This is a genomic window from Lysinibacillus sp. NPDC093712 (assembly GCF_050280025.1).
Taxonomy (GTDB): domain Bacteria; phylum Bacillota; class Bacilli; order Bacillales_A; family Planococcaceae; genus Lysinibacillus.
Genome location: NZ_JBNNUU010000002.1, coordinates 174,456 through 191,304, shown reverse-complemented (window position 1 = coordinate 191,304; position 16,849 = coordinate 174,456). Strand labels below are relative to the sequence as shown.

18 protein-coding genes and 1 pseudogene are annotated in these 16,849 nt (G+C 35.0%); 6 read left to right on the top strand and 13 right to left on the bottom strand.

What is annotated here, in order from left to right:
- Window positions 1-234 precede the first annotated feature (234 nt).
- Window positions 235-993 (bottom strand): TerC family protein, encoded by a 759-nt coding sequence (locus ACQKNX_RS08435; RefSeq protein WP_427428511.1) that lies wholly within the window; start codon window positions 991-993, stop codon window positions 235-237.
- A gap of 441 nt (window positions 994-1,434) precedes the next feature.
- On the opposite strand from ACQKNX_RS08435, the gene ACQKNX_RS08430 reads away from it, so the two are divergent.
- The gene (locus ACQKNX_RS08430) at window positions 1,435-3,174 is read left to right on the top strand and encodes an ABC transporter ATP-binding protein (RefSeq protein WP_427428510.1); all 1,740 of its coding nucleotides are present in this window, start codon (window positions 1,435-1,437) and stop codon (window positions 3,172-3,174) included.
- 65 nt (window positions 3,175-3,239) lie between these two features.
- Here the strand turns inward: ACQKNX_RS08430 and ACQKNX_RS08425 are convergent, their stop codons facing one another.
- The 6 genes from ACQKNX_RS08425 to ACQKNX_RS08400 all read right to left on the bottom strand — a co-directional run bounded on the left by ACQKNX_RS08425 (window position 3,240) and on the right by ACQKNX_RS08400 (window position 9,367).
- On the bottom strand, window positions 3,240-4,397 hold the full coding sequence (locus ACQKNX_RS08425) for a Ger(x)C family spore germination protein (protein WP_427428509.1): 1,158 nt from the start codon (window positions 4,395-4,397) through the stop codon (window positions 3,240-3,242).
- Complete coding sequence (locus ACQKNX_RS08420; protein WP_427428508.1) at window positions 4,390-5,847, bottom strand: spore germination protein; 1,458 nt, start codon at window positions 5,845-5,847, stop codon at window positions 4,390-4,392. The genes ACQKNX_RS08425 and ACQKNX_RS08420 overlap by 8 nt, the downstream gene beginning before the upstream one ends.
- Window positions 5,847-6,971, bottom strand: coding sequence for an endospore germination permease (locus ACQKNX_RS08415; RefSeq protein ID WP_427428507.1), 1,125 nt, complete (start codon window positions 6,969-6,971; stop codon window positions 5,847-5,849). Before ACQKNX_RS08415 ends, ACQKNX_RS08420 begins: the two co-directional genes overlap by 1 nt.
- A 108-nt stretch (window positions 6,972-7,079) precedes the next feature.
- Window positions 7,080-7,970 (bottom strand): RsiV family protein, encoded by an 891-nt coding sequence (locus ACQKNX_RS08410; RefSeq protein ID WP_427428506.1) that lies wholly within the window; start codon window positions 7,968-7,970, stop codon window positions 7,080-7,082.
- Window positions 7,963-8,481, bottom strand: a complete 519-nt coding sequence (locus tag ACQKNX_RS08405; RefSeq protein ID WP_427428505.1) for an RNA polymerase sigma factor — start codon at window positions 8,479-8,481, stop codon at window positions 7,963-7,965. The genes ACQKNX_RS08410 and ACQKNX_RS08405 overlap by 8 nt, the downstream gene beginning before the upstream one ends.
- Before the next feature lie 118 nt (window positions 8,482-8,599).
- Window positions 8,600-9,367 (bottom strand): TSUP family transporter, encoded by a 768-nt coding sequence (locus ACQKNX_RS08400; RefSeq protein ID WP_427428504.1) that lies wholly within the window; start codon window positions 9,365-9,367, stop codon window positions 8,600-8,602.
- Between the two features lie 216 nt (window positions 9,368-9,583).
- Here ACQKNX_RS08400 and ACQKNX_RS08395 point away from each other — a divergent pair, with 216 nt between their 5' ends.
- Together ACQKNX_RS08395 and ACQKNX_RS08390 are read left to right on the top strand one after the other, a co-directional pair.
- Complete coding sequence (locus ACQKNX_RS08395) at window positions 9,584-10,009, top strand: hypothetical protein (protein ID WP_427428503.1); 426 nt, start codon at window positions 9,584-9,586, stop codon at window positions 10,007-10,009.
- A 75-nt stretch (window positions 10,010-10,084) separates the two neighbouring features.
- Window positions 10,085-11,077 carry an LLM class flavin-dependent oxidoreductase gene (locus ACQKNX_RS08390; RefSeq protein ID WP_427428502.1) on the top strand — a complete coding sequence of 331 codons (993 nt, stop codon included), beginning with the start codon at window positions 10,085-10,087 and terminating at the stop codon, window positions 11,075-11,077.
- Between the two features lie 267 nt (window positions 11,078-11,344).
- Here the strand turns inward: ACQKNX_RS08390 and yfkAB (ACQKNX_RS08385) are convergent.
- Window positions 11,345-12,226: pseudogene (yfkAB, locus tag ACQKNX_RS08385) on the bottom strand (radical SAM/CxCxxxxC motif protein YfkAB); the annotation flags it as partial.
- On the opposite strand from yfkAB (ACQKNX_RS08385), the gene ACQKNX_RS08380 reads away from it, so the two are divergent.
- Together ACQKNX_RS08380 and yfkAB (ACQKNX_RS08375) are read left to right on the top strand one after the other, a co-directional pair.
- Window positions 12,213-12,971, top strand: coding sequence for a hypothetical protein (locus ACQKNX_RS08380; protein WP_427428501.1), 759 nt, complete (start codon window positions 12,213-12,215; stop codon window positions 12,969-12,971). The pseudogene yfkAB (ACQKNX_RS08385) and the gene ACQKNX_RS08380 overlap by 14 nt on opposite strands.
- 65 nt (window positions 12,972-13,036) lie before the next feature.
- Window positions 13,037-14,140 (top strand): radical SAM/CxCxxxxC motif protein YfkAB, encoded by a 1,104-nt coding sequence (yfkAB, locus tag ACQKNX_RS08375; protein WP_427428500.1) that lies wholly within the window; start codon window positions 13,037-13,039, stop codon window positions 14,138-14,140.
- Window positions 14,141-14,396: 256 nt separating this feature from the next.
- On the opposite strand, the gene ACQKNX_RS08370 is transcribed toward yfkAB (ACQKNX_RS08375), so the two are convergent.
- From ACQKNX_RS08370 to ACQKNX_RS08350, 5 genes are all read right to left on the bottom strand, one after another.
- Entirely contained in the window at window positions 14,397-14,696 is a 300-nt protein-coding gene (locus ACQKNX_RS08370; protein WP_427428499.1) for a hypothetical protein, read from the bottom strand.
- A complete protein-coding gene (locus ACQKNX_RS08365) occupies window positions 14,683-14,853 on the bottom strand; it encodes a hypothetical protein (protein ID WP_427428498.1) in 171 nt (56 codons plus the stop codon). Before ACQKNX_RS08365 ends, ACQKNX_RS08370 begins: the two co-directional genes overlap by 14 nt.
- 21 nt (window positions 14,854-14,874) lie before the next feature.
- Window positions 14,875-15,528 carry a ParM/StbA family protein gene (locus tag ACQKNX_RS08360; protein WP_427428497.1) on the bottom strand — a complete coding sequence of 218 codons (654 nt, stop codon included), beginning with the start codon at window positions 15,526-15,528 and terminating at the stop codon, window positions 14,875-14,877.
- Window positions 15,529-15,770: 242 nt separating this feature from the next.
- Window positions 15,771-15,986, bottom strand: coding sequence for a hypothetical protein (locus tag ACQKNX_RS08355; protein WP_427428496.1), 216 nt, complete (start codon window positions 15,984-15,986; stop codon window positions 15,771-15,773).
- 372 nt (window positions 15,987-16,358) lie between these two features.
- On the bottom strand, window positions 16,359-16,538 hold the full coding sequence (locus ACQKNX_RS08350; RefSeq protein WP_427428495.1) for a hypothetical protein: 180 nt from the start codon (window positions 16,536-16,538) through the stop codon (window positions 16,359-16,361).
- An 87-nt stretch (window positions 16,539-16,625) separates the two neighbouring features.
- On the opposite strand from ACQKNX_RS08350, the gene ACQKNX_RS08345 reads away from it, so the two are divergent.
- Window positions 16,626-16,763 carry a hypothetical protein gene (locus ACQKNX_RS08345; RefSeq protein WP_427428494.1) on the top strand — a complete coding sequence of 46 codons (138 nt, stop codon included), beginning with the start codon at window positions 16,626-16,628 and terminating at the stop codon, window positions 16,761-16,763.
- Window positions 16,764-16,849: the final 86 nt, after the last annotated feature.

Below are 16,849 nucleotides of genomic sequence, written 5' to 3'. Positions count from 1 at the left end.
GCAAAAATAAATTGATATTCGTTCTCAATTAGAAAATTTAGTCAAATTCATTTTTTAATCGCCAAATCACTTCAATACAGTAGCAAACACTGATAGAGTAGGGGAATCGCCACTAAATCAAATGAAATCGCCACTAAACTATGACAAATCGCCACTAAACCCGAGCGAATCGCCATTAACTATTATAAAAAATTCGCCAAGACATTATGTCTAGGCGAATTTTATTATAAGCGTTTATGCTGCCTTCTTTTGGTTTTTTACACCTACTAAGTAGCCACTTAGCGCGATTGCAACTAATACAATCCAGAATGTAGCTTTCCAAATTGTTGAGTGTGGGAATTCATGCGGAATAACCCCTAATTTTTCATGCGCTAAAGTTAAGACAGCCAACTTCACACCAACCCAACCAACGATAAGGAAGGCAGCCGTTTCAAGTGACGGGAATTTTTCGAGTACACGTACGAACCAGCGTGCTGCAAATCGCATCATTATGACCCCAATAATACCACCAAGGAACATCACGGCGAATTGTCCAGCGTTAATGCCACCAACATCGAAATTCCCTATATGCGGTAGTGTAACCGCAATTGCAACTGCTGCTAAAATGGAGTCTACTGCAAAGGCGATGTCAGCAAGCTCAACTTTAATAACGGTCATCCAGAAACCAGATTGTTTTTTAGGCTCTTTAATTTCATCTGAGTCTCCTGCAGCTTTCCTTGAATCGTAAATATGCTTAATCGACATAAATAACAAGTAAGCAGCACCTATAGCTTGAATTTGCCAAAAATTAACAAGTATAGTAATTAAGAATAAAGCGGCAAAACGGAAAACGAATGCACCTACTAATCCGTATAATAATGCTTTTTGTTGTTGCGCTTTTGGTAAATGTTTAACCATCACTGCCATAACGACTGCATTGTCTGCTGCTAAAAGTCCTTCTAGTACAATTAATACAACTAATACCCATGCGTATTCTAATAAAATGGCTTCCAAATGTGTTTCCTCCTTTATTTTGGACAGAAATGAATATGATGCTCTTTCCTATTATTAATTTTAGGCAAAAGAAAAAGACCCATGCCTAAAAAATAGGCAAAGGTCTTGCTAAGCACAACTATTTGGAAGCTCCAAATAATAATTTGTACCGAAAGTTATCGGTACAGCACTCATCTATTAGATGAGTTTGCTATCACACCCGATGGCGACTGCCATGTAATGACGAATGTGAAATCAGATGTATCGCTCACATCTGCTAGCTACTCCCCTTTGACAAAAATGTCAAAAGCTATTCAATTCTTCTTACAAAGATTATAGCATGTAGTGAACTAAATGCAAATCAAAAGTAATCTTATATTTAAAAATTATTTTCCGAATTATTATTACAAGTGGTACTATTGGTGATAAGTGAAATTTTTTAGCATTAGAAGGGAGTCATATATGTATAAAAAGTTTTTTTCATACTACAAACCACATAAACGATTATTCGTTGTCGATTTTTCTAGTGCGATTGTTGTAGCAATTCTAGAGCTGGCCTTTCCATTAGCTGTGCAATGGTTTATTGACAAACTACTGCCTACAGGGGAGTGGAGCATGATTGTCAAAGTAAGTATTTTGCTATTGCTAGTATACGTACTTAGCACCGTACTAAACTTTATTGTCAATTATTTAGGGCATAAACTTGGGATAAATATTGAAACCGATATGCGACAAGAACTGTTTAATCATGTCCAGCGTCAATCATTCCGTTTCTTTGATAATACGAAAACCGGTCATATTATGAGCAGAATTACGAATGATTTATTTGATATTGGTGAATTTGCCCATCACGGGCCAGAAGATTTATTCATTGCCATTATGACGTTTGTGGGTGCTTTCGTCATTATGTTTAATGTCAATCCTACACTTGCATTAATTGCAGCGATTATGGTGCCGTTCTTAATGTGGCTTGTGACTGTTAGTAACATTAAAATGAACAATGCATGGAAAACGTTGTACGTTAAAATTGCAGATGTAAACGGTCGTGTGGAGGATAGCGTTTCTGGCGTGCGCGTTGTGAAATCTTTTACAAATGAAGCGTATGAAATGGAACGTTTTAAGGAGCAAAATGGGTTTTTCCGTTCGGCAAAACTATACGCCTATAAGATTATGGCAGGTGCACATTCAAGTATTTATATGATGACGCGTTTGTTAACGTTAGTTGTCCTAGTAGTAGGAGCCTGGTTAAGTTTTAATGGGAAATTATCGTATGGAGGGCTTGTAAGCTTTGTATTGTATACAAATGTTCTTATTAAACCAATCGATAAAATTAGTGCGTTGTTAGAGCTGTATCCGAAAGGGATGGCAGGCTTTAAGCGTTTCCGTGAGTTGATAGAGCAGGAGCCAGAAATTCAGGATCGTGAGGGAGCAAAGCAAGTAACACATTTATGTGGAGACATCTCGTTTAATGATGTTGATTTTAATTATGATTCGTCAAAAGCTGTTTTACAAGGTATTTCGTTTGATGTGCATGCAGGACAAACAATTGCCTTTGTTGGACCATCTGGAGCTGGAAAAACAACAATTTGTTCTTTAATTCCAAGGTTTTATGATGTCACAAAAGGGGCGATTACAATCGATGGCTTGGATGTACGTAATATGACACAAGCCTCTCTACGAGCACAAATTGGCATTGTACAACAAGATGTCTTTTTATTTACAGGGACAATTCGAGAAAATATTGCCTATGGTCGTTTAGGTGCAAGTGATGAAGACGTTGTAAAAGCAGCTAAAAGGGCGCATTTAGAATCATTTATTGCAGAGCTTCCGGATGGTTATGAGACACAGATTGGTGAACGTGGCTTAAAGCTATCTGGTGGGCAAAAGCAACGTATTGCCATTGCACGTATGTTCTTGAAAAATCCACCGATTTTAATTTTGGATGAGGCAACTTCTGCGCTAGATACAGAAACGGAAATGATTATTCAACAATCGTTAGCTGAACTTGCTGAAAATCGAACAACACTCATCATTGCGCATCGACTAGCGACAATCCGTAATGCGGATCGGGTACTTGTTGTCACACAAAATGGTATTGAAGAGGATGGAACGTATGCGGAACTAGTGGCACAAGAAGGTATTTTCGCAAAATTACATCATATTCAATTTCGTAAAACAGAAAATGAAAAAGTAATGCAATAATGTTAAACATATTCAAAAGGCATCGAGTAAATTCAATACTCGATGCCTTTGTTTTATTTTACTTGCTATTCTTCAATTGTTTCAATAAAAGATTCTCTACCAGGATTTACTTTGACTACGTTTATTTTTATGTTGCGAATAGAATCTTCCGTTAAGTCGATTTTACCGTTATTCTCTAATTTTTTCCATGTCTTAACGTCTTTGCGATATAGCTGTTCAGATAAACGGTAAATATCTGTATTCAATGCTAAGGATTCATTAAATGTTTCCCTTACTTCTTTTTCTACCTGTTTTTTGACCAATTGACGAATTTCATGGGTCGTAATTTCTTCTGTAATACCAAGAACGTTAGCTTCCATTTTTATTTCGATATCAAATTGTACGTGTTCGTTTTTTACGACTGGAGAAATAAGAACTTTTATATGATCTAATGTAACGGTTACGAATTGTTTATGCTCTCCAATTTGCCCGGTTATTTCACTGCGAATTGTTTCATTGTTCATCCATTTAATACCATTTGCGTTTTCTTCGGTGAGAAATCCTTTTAATCCTTCTTTAGATAGTAGTGTAATACCTTTTATTTCCACTGATTCTGACTGTCCTTTGGAAGATACCCATCCTCTATCAATTGATACTAATGGAAGATAAACTTCATGGCTAGGCTCATTTAGACCTATCACTAATTTTCGAAGATCAATCGGTCTTACAAAAGATTCTTGCTTAAACGAATTTATCGGATCTCCGAGTTTAGATAATGTTAGAGCTTTATTATTGATCGGTGTTACGACAAGTAATTTATCGAGTGGCTCTTTTGTGCCATATATCCAAATTTGATATCTTGTTTCACGATAACGAGTTAAAAAATCGAGCACTTGATTTACCTTGTTGCTCTTCATTACTTCTTCTGAAAGTATAATATAGGTGATATGTCCCCAAAACGCTTTTTGGTCAATGGAATGATATAAATCGAAAAGAGAATCTTCAATTGTTTTACCTTTTGCATGTCCAATTTCAGCCTGTTGAACTTGCGGATTATTTGGCTGTTCGGATTTGGCTATATTGGCAAAATCAATAATTTGCATGTAAGTTTCATAATTGCCATCTTTAAAATCTATACCAAGCGCATGGACATAGTACATTCTTTGTGGTTCGGTGACATCCCAACACCCCGAGAGCAGCGTAGTGAATACTAACAACAATATACTGAGTATTTTTTTATTCATTTTTATCCTCACTCGTACGGGTTTGATCTTGTGGTGCAATATAGTTCGGACGCTTGGTATAACCTTTTGGAGATAAGCGAAATAGTGTTTTTTTAATGGTTGACCAATCTAAATCAGCGCCAATTTGCATATAAGAGTTACCAAATATTCTAATATTACATAAGTAAAGAAGGGTTACGTATAGTGCAATAAAAAAGCCGAATAAACCTAAAAAGCCGCTTAATAAAATGAAGCCAACGCGGAAAATACTGATCGTCGTAACGAGTGATTGATTAACGAGTGTAAAGGAGGCAATGGTAGAAACGGCAATAATCACGATCATCTCTGGACTTGTAACACCTGCACGTATTGCTGCATCGCCAATAATTAAACCACCAACGACACTTATCGTTCCACCGATTACGGATGGGAGACGTAAGCCTGCTTCTCTAAACAGCTCAAACATCAATAGCATCAATAGCATTTCAAGCGAAGAGGGGAAGGGTAGGCCGGTTCGACCTTGGACAACAGTTGCTAAAAGCAATAACGGTAATTGATTTTGGTGATAGGTTGTTAACGCAAGCCAAAAAGCAGGTAACAGCAGGCCGATAAAAATACCAGATATACGCAGTAAACGTTCAAGTGAACTAAAAACAATCGGGTATTCATTATCTTCCCCTGACTTTAACAGTAAAAATAAATTAACAGGGGTAATGACAGCATAAGCTACGCCATCTACAAAAATTAAAAAACGTCCTCGTATCAATGCTTGAATTGCAAAATCTGGCCGTCCTGTATAATCAGTTTTTGGGAAGAACCTTGTATTTTTGTTTACACGCTCCATTAGTAAATCACCGCTAAATACAATATCCGTATCGACTGATTGTAATTGTACTTTTATACTATTTAAAATTTCCAAGTTCGCAATGTCGCCAAAATAAAGTATAGCAACGGTTGTCTTTGAGCGTTTCCCAAGTTCCATTTTTTCTACACATAAGGAATTCGTAGGCAGTCGTTTTCGTATTAATGCAATATTGACAGAGATATCTTCAATAAAATTATCTCTAGGTCCTTTAACGAGTACTTCCATCCTAGTTTCTTCAGGATTACGATTAGGCTTTCTGGCAATATTACTGGCATATAGTAACGCATCCGTTTCAAAAAAAAGAAGTAAATGGCCATTATAAATGAGTGTAATGGCTTCTGACATATCTGTAACTTGTTCTAGGCCAGGGATGTGTAACTGTTTATTAATAGCATCTTGCAGTGATGCGTCCTTTAAATTGTCAAAAAGAGCTTGAACACGCATGACAATGACGTCATTGAGAAGTTGTTGATCGATCATCGCCTCACAGATGACAAATTGTACCTTATGTTGCTGAAATGCATATTCTTGAAAATGAATATCAGCAGACTTTTCAAATAACTGCTTTAAGGTTGATAATTCTAAGGGCTTTTCTGTTGAGGGCATCAAGTGTCACCACTTTCCGGGTCTTGGGTATCAGCTTTAGATTTTTTTCCTTTTTTTCCTGACATGAAAGCTACAATCACTAAAAATATGGATAGTAAGAAAAAGAAAATAAATGTACCTGCTAACATATAATTTCCTTTAAGTTGTAGAAATATGTGTTCATTTAATAACATTAGTGGTAGACATATAAAAAAGAATGGGAATGCAATAAATTTCCAAATACGTTGGTGGTTTCCTACCATGCCCAATAAATCTGTTACGATGTATAAAATAAATCCGACTCGAATAAATGTGCCAGTTAACCATTGATAAATTGAAAGAAAGTCTAGATGCTCCACATAGCGCCCTATTGTTACTAAGCCCCATTCTTCGTAAGCTGGATAGCGTTGTTTTGAGGCTTCTGCTGGTCCAAACTCTGTAATGGCACCAACAAGGGGACCCATTGTTAGCCCTGCTAAAATTAGGAGCATAATGGCGAAGTGATACCAACGCATACGATCTTTAATTTGGTGTTGTATGAGTAAAAATAAAATTAATTCCGAAAATCCCGAGGCGGGGAAGACGAGCCCCTGTAAAACAGGCGTAAATCCATGTTCAAAAAAAGGACGTAGTAAGTCATAGTCCTTGACTTGTAAGTTTGTAAAGGCAACAAAAAATCCAAAAACGACTACAGCTAATAAAACGAATACATTGACGATGACGATTGTTTGTAAGCTAGTTGTAACAAGTAGGATACAAAGAACGACATATATAGCAAGCAAGATTAACCTTGGCGTTTTAGGTAAAAAAGTGGTATTTACCCACTGTAAAGTTTCAATCATTGTAAAAGCTGCAATAATGATAAGAAAAATTGCGATAGTATAAATGACGATATTAGAACCGATTTTTCCGATTTTTTGTGGCAGCCAATCTTTTAATGGCTCTTGATTTGATTTTATATGAATATAAACTAAAAGAAAGAGCCAAGGAAACATTAAAATTGATGTAAAAATTACAGATAGCCAGCTATCTCTTTCTGCAGTTTCCAATAACGGAGGCATAATTGTAACGTGATTTTTTAAGCCAATAACGGTCATTGCTAGGAAGACAACATGTAAAATACTAATTGATCCTACACCTTTCATTTGAAAACCCTCTAACATGTTTTGATACAAGTTAGCTTTGACAAAAAATTGAAAGATTATAAGTCATAAAAAAGCACTATCTCACATTAAATGAGATAGTGCCATCGATTAATGAATATATTTATTACTTACAAGACTATTTTGAAGAACGTCTGTTGGAATTTCAAATTCCACTACACCCATATAGCCAGGTGCCACTTCATATTTATCGAATGAAATAACGAGTTTTCCTTTTTCAGAAATGTAGAATTGTTGTTCCTTATTGATCGTAGTAAACACTTCCATTAGATCTTCATCGGGCAAGCCCGCTCCTTTAACCCAATAAACTTTATCTTCGTTTGTTGCAGCAATTTGTTCACGCATTTGTTCTTTAATGTTCTCACTAATAGCATGAATATAGCTGTCATCTTTAAATAGACTTGGCAGCGTAATTAAAATTTCGTTTTGTTTATCAATCGTATCATAATGCATAACGGTTGATGATGACCCAACTGTATTGACAATATAACGTCCTATCGATAAAATCTGGTCGTTATCCGTTTTAATGTCATAGCCGCTATCTATTCCATAGTGACCACCGCCATTTGCTTTCAAATCGCCAACTTCTGCAATAAAGTCATCATAAAGTGCTTTTCCTTCTGAACGATATTTTTCATTTAAAGCATTTGCAAGATCTGTATTTTCTAAATGCTCAATTGAAGGTACTTTAATAGTAGCGTCATATGTGTCTTCAGCTACTTCATATTCTGTCCATGTCAGTACTTTTATGACACTCCCTACAACAGGGATATCAGACAATGTACGTGCCATTGCAGGGCTGATATTTAAACTAGCTGTAAATAGCATAGCCGCTGCCGCTGTTCCAAGTAACCATTGCGGTCCTCGATTTTTTTTCTTCCTTTTCCCTTGTCTTAGTACACTTTCAACTACAAAGTCAAGCTCCTTTGGTATTGGAACGTCATTATAATGTTTTTTTAACTCTTCTAATTTTTTATCCATGTGCTGTTTCTCCCTTCACATCTTGGAGTTGTATTTTTAACAGTTTTAAAGCTTTATATAGGCGTGATTTAGCTGTGCTTAGCTTTATGTCCAGTATGTTGGCAACATCAGCTAGCTTTAAATCTTCGAAATAATGTAAAATCACGACTTCACGGTACATTTGAGGTAATTCCTCTAAAGCATGCTCTAAATCGATGTTCTCGTAAATATCTTCTTGAGCAGGAGTTAAATATTGCAAAGTGTTATCGTCCGTCACTTGTAATCGATTATGCTTGCGCAAAAAATCAATAGCTGTCCGTACAACAATTTTGTAAAACCAGCTTTTCATGTTATCCACATGCTCTAATCGATCGAGAGAAAGCATCGCTTTTTGAATACTGTCTTGTACTATATCAAGTGCATCTTGCTCATTTTTCGTATAGCTGTAGGCAAGCAAATAAAATCGTTCTTTCTGTTCACGAATTAACTGGACAAACACCTCTTCATGTTGAAATGCATTTCTTTTTTTCATGTCCAAAGAAGCTCCTTTTTAACATTTTCAATTTGTATACAACTACTAGACGTATGAAAGTGGGGAAAAAGTTGAAGGAATGAAAAAAACTTACCTCATAATAGAGATAAGAATTGTTTCACGAAAAATAGTCGTATGTATTTTTCAGCAGTAATAGGATGGTTACAACGATAAATAGTTTACGCACATAACTACTCCCGCGTTTAATGGCAAATTTTGAACCGACTATCGCACCAGCAATTTGAGCTAGTCCCATAGCGAAGCCGTAAGTATAATGAACCTGACCTAAGTATATAAACATGAGAAGCGCTGCTATATTGCTTCCAAAGTTTAAAAACTTGGCATTGCCGGCTGATTTTAAAAAGTCAAAGCCAACGATTAAAAAGGCAAACAGTAAGAAGGATCCTGTACCAGGGCCTAAGAAACCATCATAGAAGCCAATTAAAGTAATAATAAGGACGAAAAATGCATATCGTTTAGGTGTTAGCTTTTTATATGTGGAAATACTACCCCAATCTTTTTTGAAAATCGTATAAACGGCTACAGCGGCTAGCATGATTAACATTAAAGGCTTTAAAACACTTGGATCAATTAAATGGACAATCCATGCACCAACCATGGAGCCGAAAAAAACAAAAGGAAACAGCTTATAGACAGATTTAATATCTAACTTCCCTGAGCGGTAAAACGTAATGGTACTAGTTAAAGATCCCATTGTACCAGCTAGTTTATTTGTTGCGACAGCTGCGGAAGGTGGTAATCCTACAAATAGGAGAGCAGGCAATGAAATGAGCCCACCACCACCAACTACAGAGTCGATAAATGCGGCCAAAAAGCCAAAAATAATAAGAATTAATAATATATTTGGGTCTAAATCGAAGGGCACTAACGTCATCTCTTTTCTCTAAATAATAATCTGATATTAGCGGAACACGGGGTAACTGTAAATAGCCTGTAATAATTTTTAACAGCCACGTTTAGTATGCATCATTTGTTGTGAAATATAAAAATCTACAAAATACAAAAATATTCTACTTTATGTAATTATTTTAATGTATTATGAAGGAAATGGTGTTTTTGCGTAAAGGGGACGTGATGACATTTGTCTTTAGGAAATCATTTTCGAGTGTTTGTTTGTGTTGTGTTTATGGGTGTGCTCGTAGGCTATGTGTATAATGCGAAAAAAGATATTACGGATAATGTATATATCGATACAGTAAAGGAAGGATATTTGGTTGATTTTGCAGACGTGAAAGTCCGTAATGCCTTTAATTATGCTTTTACAGAGCCATATTGGCGTTATTATAAGGCGAAAACGGGTCAACATGTCGTGGAGCTTTCAGGGGATATTCTATTTTCAGATGAAAAAGGACATGCCATATTGCAATTCATCGTGAATGAGGAAGCTACTGAATTTAAGCTTTTTGCAATGAAGTTTAACGATGTTGTACTCGATTCAGAACAAAAAGGAACGCTTGTTGGCATTGTTTATGAAACTTGGAAAATGAAACAGCTCGCTTATCAGTAAGTGCTTTTGCTTTGTAAAAAGGGATGACTATATTACAGTAGAAAGGAGAGCATACAGACAGAGAGGGTGTTTTCATTGAAATTAAGTATTTTAGATCAAATTCCTGTACCGAAAGGTCATACTGCTGAACAGGCCTTTTTGCGTACAGAACAATTAGCGCTTTTAGGGGAAGAACTGGGCTTCAATCGCATGTGGTTAGCAGAACATCATAATAGCGAATCACTAGCAAGCTCAGCACCTGAAATTACAGCAGCCTTTTTAGCGGCGAAAACAAAACGTCTGCGGATTGGCACAGGGGGCGTCATGATGATGCATTATTCTCCCTACAAGCTGGCAGAAGTATTTAAAACATTAAGTGCACTAGCACCGAATCGCATTGACTTTGGTGTTGGCCGTGCTCCTGGTGGAGACCATGCATCAATCTATGCATTAGCAGAGGGACGCAGACAACATTTTAATGAACAATATGATAAGCTCGATATCATTTTAAAATTGATGAATAATCAAAAAACGGGCGAGTCTGTCTATGATCAAGTTATTGCTTCGCCTACTAACATACAATTACCAGAAGCGTGGCTGCTCGGTTCAAGTGGTCAAAGTGCCATGCAGGCAGGGCAACGTGGTGTAGGTTATTCGTATGCTCAGTTCTTTACGGGCAATATGTCCAAGGATATTTTTGATACGTATAAATCTTATTTTACACCTTCTTATTATATGGAAAAACCGCAAATTATCGTTACCTATGCAACAACGGTTGCTGATACGTTAGAGGAAGCGGAATACTTAGCTAAGCCAATCGATATTACACGCCTTCAGCTTATGAAGGGGCAAATTATTCAGGCGATGTCTCCAGAAGAGGCGAAGGATTATCCTTTAACAGAGATGGATAAAATGATGATTGCTAACAACCGCAAAGCAAATATTGTAGGCACACCGAAGGACGTTGCAGCATTTTTAGTAGCAGAGCAGGAACAATATGGCTTTGATGAAGTGATGCTAAACTGCAATCAATATGCGCAGGAAAGTCGCTTGAATTGCTATAAACTACTGGCAAATGAATTGATTTAACAAATAGCTATATTAAGAAATAAATTGAGACAAAAGAGAAAAAGTGTTAGATTGACTGCTATCAATCTAACACTTTTTTGCTGTACTGTTGTTGTCCGCACAATACAGGAAATCGCAACGCTCGCTAACTTGCGAGGTGCCAGCGTCTTACGTCCTGTATGTGTCTGCGAAAAAGGATGGGGATGGAACGCAAATCAACGATTTTATGAAAGTTTATCTACAGCAGAAATGTCCAATGCATTCAGTTGCATTGGACATTTTTTATAGTTAAAGTTTCGCCGAGCCGCTCATAAAAGTAGTGTCTTGATAATACATATTTTTAACTAACACATTCGGACCTAGGCATTTCACAGCTGGACAGTGGCAGTTTAAAGATTTTGCTAAATCTGTAGCCATCCATTTGTCAAAAATTGCAGGAAGTTTATCATGAACGATATTACCGAGAGCTGATGCATCACCAAAGTCTGTAACGATGACATCACCTGTAAAGATATTGACATTTAGTCGTGAACGACCATCTGGATCATTACGCATTGTGACGTTTTTGGTCTCTCGTAACCGTTTTAATAGTTTTTGATCTTCCTCATTAGTGCTACAAGGATAAAACGGCAATGTACCAAAGAGCATCCAAGTATTTTCATCGCGTACATCAAGCAAATGATGGATAGCTGCGCGTGTTTCCTCTAGAGAAAGAGATGTTAGCGAACTTGCGAAGTCAGACGGATACATAGGGTGTACTTCATGTCGAGCACATTGCATCTCATTTATAATCTGGTTGTGGATGTGTTCTAAGTAAGGCAATGTTTTTTTGTTGAGCATTGTTTCAGCAGAGACCATCACGCCATGCTCGGCAAGCATTCGCGCATTATCAATCATGCGTTGGAAAAGAGCTGCACGTTGCTCATAGGTAGGCTTACGCGCCATCATTGCAAAGCCTGTTTCAACAAATTCATCAACCGTACCCCAGTTATGAGAAATATGTAAAACATCTAAATAAGGTGCAATGAGTAAATAACGTTCTGGCTCGATAGTTAAGTTAGAGTTGATTTGTGTGCGGACTCCTCTAGCATGTGCATATTTTAATAGGGGTAGTACATAATTTTGAACTGATTTCTTAGACATCATTGGCTCACCTATGGTTATGAATAATATAACATCTGTAAGAAGTACGATTAAAGCTCTTACAATATCCTTTAACTATTTTGAATACCAAAATGAGATAGCAAAATTCTTCTTTAAGAATTTAAAGCAATATGTCTATGATTACAATCCTAAATTTAATCCAGATTATGCCTTTGAGGTAGATTTATCAGAATTGAAGGGTGTTAATTTAAAGAAATTTAAAGACAAAGAATTAATACGAAAACACATTACAAGAGCACACTTTATGGAAAATGTAGGTTACAGTGAAAAGACATATAAAGCCTTTTATTGTGGTGATAGTATGAAACTAGAAGTCGTAGGGGATATATTAAAGGTTGCAGACACAGACATTCATGAGTATTTAAGATATTTAGTCGATCAAGATAACGACCTTGTATGTACAAATATTGAAGCGTTAGAATCTATCCTTTACACTTATTCGAGTAGAATTAAAACCAGTAAGGAAGATAAGTTTCAACATGTAATATTTAAAGACTTAATATACTGTGCTTGTGGTCAAAAATCATATAGGAAAATCAACCGTACCTGTCCGATAACTTATGAATGTAAAACTAGACGAAATCAGTATAATTTAAAGAAGTGTAAATTTAAATCTCCACAGGAACAATTGTTAATTGATGCGGTGTTCGAACAAAAAGGAGTTAAAATTACTAGTAGAAACGAAGCTTTTAAGCTGATTGAAAAAATTGTATACAGAAGTAAGAATGATTTTGATATTTATTATAAGTGATTAGTACTTTAAATTCTCCTTTACCTATGCGAAAATACAATATAGAAAAGGAGTTTTTTATATTCATGAATACTATATACAAACCATATGATGAATGGGAAAGTTACCATGACATTGAAAAATACGGTAAACTTACATTATCAAACATTGAATTTACAACTACTAATTTATGCAACATGAGATGTGCCCATTGTGCAGTTGGATATGCTCTAACAAATAAAGAAGCTAATTCACTTCCAATAGATAATATTCTAAGACAATTAGATAAAGTTGAAACTCTGCGTACAATGAGCTTTACTGGTGGCGAACCTTTAATGACTAAGAAGGGGATTAGAGATAATCTTTTACCACTACTTAAATATGCTAAAAGCAGAAACATCAAAACGCAAATTAATTCTAATTTAACATTGCCTATGGATCATTATGAATTAGTTGCTCCATATCTAGATGTAATGCATATTTCACATAATTGGTGTAATGAAGAGGAATTTGTTGAAACAGGATTTGTAATGATGGACAGAAAACCACCTGTACAAAAGAGAGCAGAATTATATAGAAACATTTTAGATAATGCTAGAGAGCTTTCAAAAGGCGGAATGTTTGTTTCAGCGGAAACGATGTTAAATAAAAATACAGTTCCTTACTTTGAAAAGATTCATAATGAAGTAGCTAATGAAATGTTATGTAAAAGGCATGAAATTCACCCTATGTATTCAAGTGATTTTGCTGAAAATTTGGAAACTATAGGTTTAGATGAATATAGAGACACAGTTAATAAGATACTCGACATCAGAAATAAAGACATTTGGATACTATTCGGTACATTACCATTTTATGCTTGCAGTTCAGATAAACGTGATTTAGAATTATTGCAAAGAATTAAAAATACACCAAATATAACAGTAAGAAATGACGTAGATGGTCGATCTCGTATGAACTTGAATATCTTTACAGGCGATATTTCGGTATCTGATTTTACTGATGACGGCGCATCATTGGGTAATATTCAAGAAAGTCAGCTAACTGACATATATGACAAGTGGCTAAATACTAATATTTCTAATAGTATCAACTGTCATTGTCCATCTGTTAAGTGTCTTGGCTCAAATATTATTGTTAAAAATATGTACTATCCTAATAAAGAATTTATTAGTGGAATTGTAAAATAGCCAATTTATGAAAAATAACCCATTAACCATACAATGCTTATTTTTAGAAAGCATGTTTTGTTAATGGGTTATTTCTATGTAGTGTAGTTTAGCAACCATAAGAATTATATCATATTTTACAGCTAATTAAAATGGGAAGACCCCTTGCATTTATACAAGAAGCCTAGTATAAATTACTCTAAATAATTTGAATATCTTTTAAATTTTATTCGTAGTATATGATCTTGTTTGAAAATGTATTAATCATATTTAAACTTTATAAAAGAAAGTTACCTGTGTTTTTCTTTTCTACCGTATCAATAGCTGAATTGTAATCCTGAACTGATTTGTTAATCGATTTATTTTTACTTATATCTTTTTCAAATTTATCTGCCAACAATTCCTTACCTAATCCGCTAAAAGAAGTTGTGTACATTAATGCATATTTTAATAACTCCATATGTCGTTCACTTTCCTTGTTAAAGGTTACGCCTTGAGTAATGTATTTACCTTTCGATTTCTTCTTCATTTCCTCAATCATTGCTTCAACTTCTTCTTCTGATCTAAGATAACCCATAAGCAGACCTCCCAGAATTGTACATACCGATTGCATTACACATTGTTGGATTAACCATTACTTCTGCATTCGGAAAGTACTCTTTTACATGTGTGACTAACTGTATATCCAAAGCTCCGCCACCAAGCAAATTCACTTTATCTTCTCTTTCCCACATTTTTGTTAACCTTCCACATACCTAATCAGCTAATCCTCTAGGGTTGTAATCTTCCTCTAAAGCTTCGATCCCTTTACCGAAGAATGTGTCACTTTCAGTATCGATAAATCTAACTATGTCGTTTTCTTTTAAAGTCGTGGCAACTCCGATAGTCCTTGAGCCAAAATCTATATATCTAGTTTTTCCTTGTGGTTCATTAATCCAAAAAGCCGAAGCAGTTTCAGGAGCGACCTTTACATCAGCAATTGCAAATGTTTTAGATACACCGTTTACAGAAATAGTATGAGATCCCTTTAATCTCTTCAGGCGACCATCTCTTTCCTGTATTGAGTAACTTTTGATAGGGGTAGACACTACGATACTATTCGAAGCATACCCGTATTGATGAATCGCTATTAAAACTGATAAATCATAAAAATCGTGTTGCTTAGATTCCGTATGCATTTGAAGAGGCATTGTACAATCGTATTTGGCTAACATTCCTGCTACATAAGAATGACCTTTATACTCAACAATAAAATCGTGCTTATGTGTTATTTCAGTTAAATTGCGCTTCCCATAATACCCTTTTACACTAGGAAAGTTTTCTTTAATGTCTTTAGTCACCACACAAGTTGAAGAGCCTCCGTCATCTATCGCAACTACACCTGCAACACTTAAGATTCCTTCAGTCAAAAATATCCCCTTTCTTTGGTGCAATTTTAATTGATTATGATTCAATTTATGTTCGTCATTTTAAAAAATGAATAAAATTTTAAATAAACTTTGATGTATTTTATATTGTTTTGAACTTTTTAAAATAGGACAGTGAATGGTTTAAATTATTTTATATTGTTTTGAATAGGGAAGGGAATAATAAAACCATCAATAACCCACGGTAAAATTGAAAGGTTGATGATGGTTTAAAGTTAATTTATTTAATTATTACTTTCATTACTAAGATTATTAATTAAAACCCTTCTTACATATTCGCCAAAAGAGGTAGACCGCATCAATACATTCTTTAATAATTCAATTTGTTGGGGGCTATCCTTCTTAAATAATACGCTTTGAGTGATGTATTTTCCGTTTCCTTTATGCATCAGTTCTTCAATTATCTTTTCAGCTTCTTCTTCTGATCTGACTATTGCCAAGACATACCACTCCCTTCATATAATATTGTATGTTTGAGTGGACAAGTTATGTTTGATTTATTTTAAAAAATTTAAAAGTATTTGTAATTATCATTAGGTATTTGCATAGATTACAAGTAAGCTTTAAAAAAGTTCAAAAGTATTTAAAATAAATCAAATACGATAAGATTACGGCAACCAACGAATAACGATGAGAAAGGATAAAAACTCAAAACTGTTTTTAAAAGTTAAGGTATATTTTTAATTTATTTTATATAACATGGCAATAACAATGTAAAAACTTTATCTTTCCTAATTATCAAATAATCAAATTATCCCCGATAATTAGCTATTTATCACGAAATATTAACACTGCTATTTTGATAATTTGATTTAATCACTTGTAGTTGAAACTTTTTCAAATACCCCATGCTCATGTAGTACTTCTAATATTTCTTCAACTTGTCTTCTGTCCATTTTTAATTCACGAAAAACTCTAGGATCACAATTTTCTAAATTAATCTTCCAATCAGGTTCTGGTTGATGTAACCATTCGTAGAAAGACCTAATCATTGAACATCTCTCCTTATATGTTTTGTTATCAATCTGTCCATTAAATTTGTTTTCATACTTCAATTGAATTTAGAGGAGGAATTTATTATGAGTGGAATTGTTGTTTTAGTTGGTCAAATTGGAGTTGCATTAGGTGGGTTTGTAGGGATGTCAAAATTACTTAATTGGTATCATGGGGGAGGTAGAAAGAAGAATGACAAGATCAATAATAAAATTCAATTATGATAATGGAGTCCGCAACATGTCGATAGATGGGGTACCTTTAGGTAGTGAATTTAAAAATATCGAGCATGACAATATTATTCCTTTTA

Coding starts and splice junctions, on each gene's coding strand:
- ACQKNX_RS08430 (WP_427428510.1), top strand. CDS start 1,435: ATGTATAAAAAGTTTTTTTCATACTACAAACCACATAAACGATTATTC.
- ACQKNX_RS08425 (WP_427428509.1), bottom strand. CDS start 4,397: ATGAATAAAAAAATACTCAGTATATTGTTGTTAGTATTCACTACGCTG.
- ACQKNX_RS08420 (WP_427428508.1), bottom strand. CDS start 5,847: ATGCCCTCAACAGAAAAGCCCTTAGAATTATCAACCTTAAAGCAGTTA.
- ACQKNX_RS08415 (WP_427428507.1), bottom strand. CDS start 6,971: ATGAAAGGTGTAGGATCAATTAGTATTTTACATGTTGTCTTCCTAGCA.
- ACQKNX_RS08410 (WP_427428506.1), bottom strand. CDS start 7,970: ATGGATAAAAAATTAGAAGAGTTAAAAAAACATTATAATGACGTTCCA.
- ACQKNX_RS08405 (WP_427428505.1), bottom strand. CDS start 8,481: ATGAAAAAAAGAAATGCATTTCAACATGAAGAGGTGTTTGTCCAGTTA.
- ACQKNX_RS08380 (WP_427428501.1), top strand. CDS start 12,213: ATGGTTATGAATAATATAACATCTGTAAGAAGTACGATTAAAGCTCTT.
- yfkAB (WP_427428500.1), top strand. CDS start 13,037: ATGAATACTATATACAAACCATATGATGAATGGGAAAGTTACCATGAC.
- ACQKNX_RS08370 (WP_427428499.1), bottom strand. CDS start 14,696: ATGGGTTATCTTAGATCAGAAGAAGAAGTTGAAGCAATGATTGAGGAA.
- ACQKNX_RS08365 (WP_427428498.1), bottom strand. CDS start 14,853: ATGTGGGAAAGAGAAGATAAAGTGAATTTGCTTGGTGGCGGAGCTTTG.
- ACQKNX_RS08350 (WP_427428495.1), bottom strand. CDS start 16,538: ATGATTAGGTCTTTCTACGAATGGTTACATCAACCAGAACCTGATTGG.
- ACQKNX_RS08345 (WP_427428494.1), top strand. CDS start 16,626: ATGAGTGGAATTGTTGTTTTAGTTGGTCAAATTGGAGTTGCATTAGGT.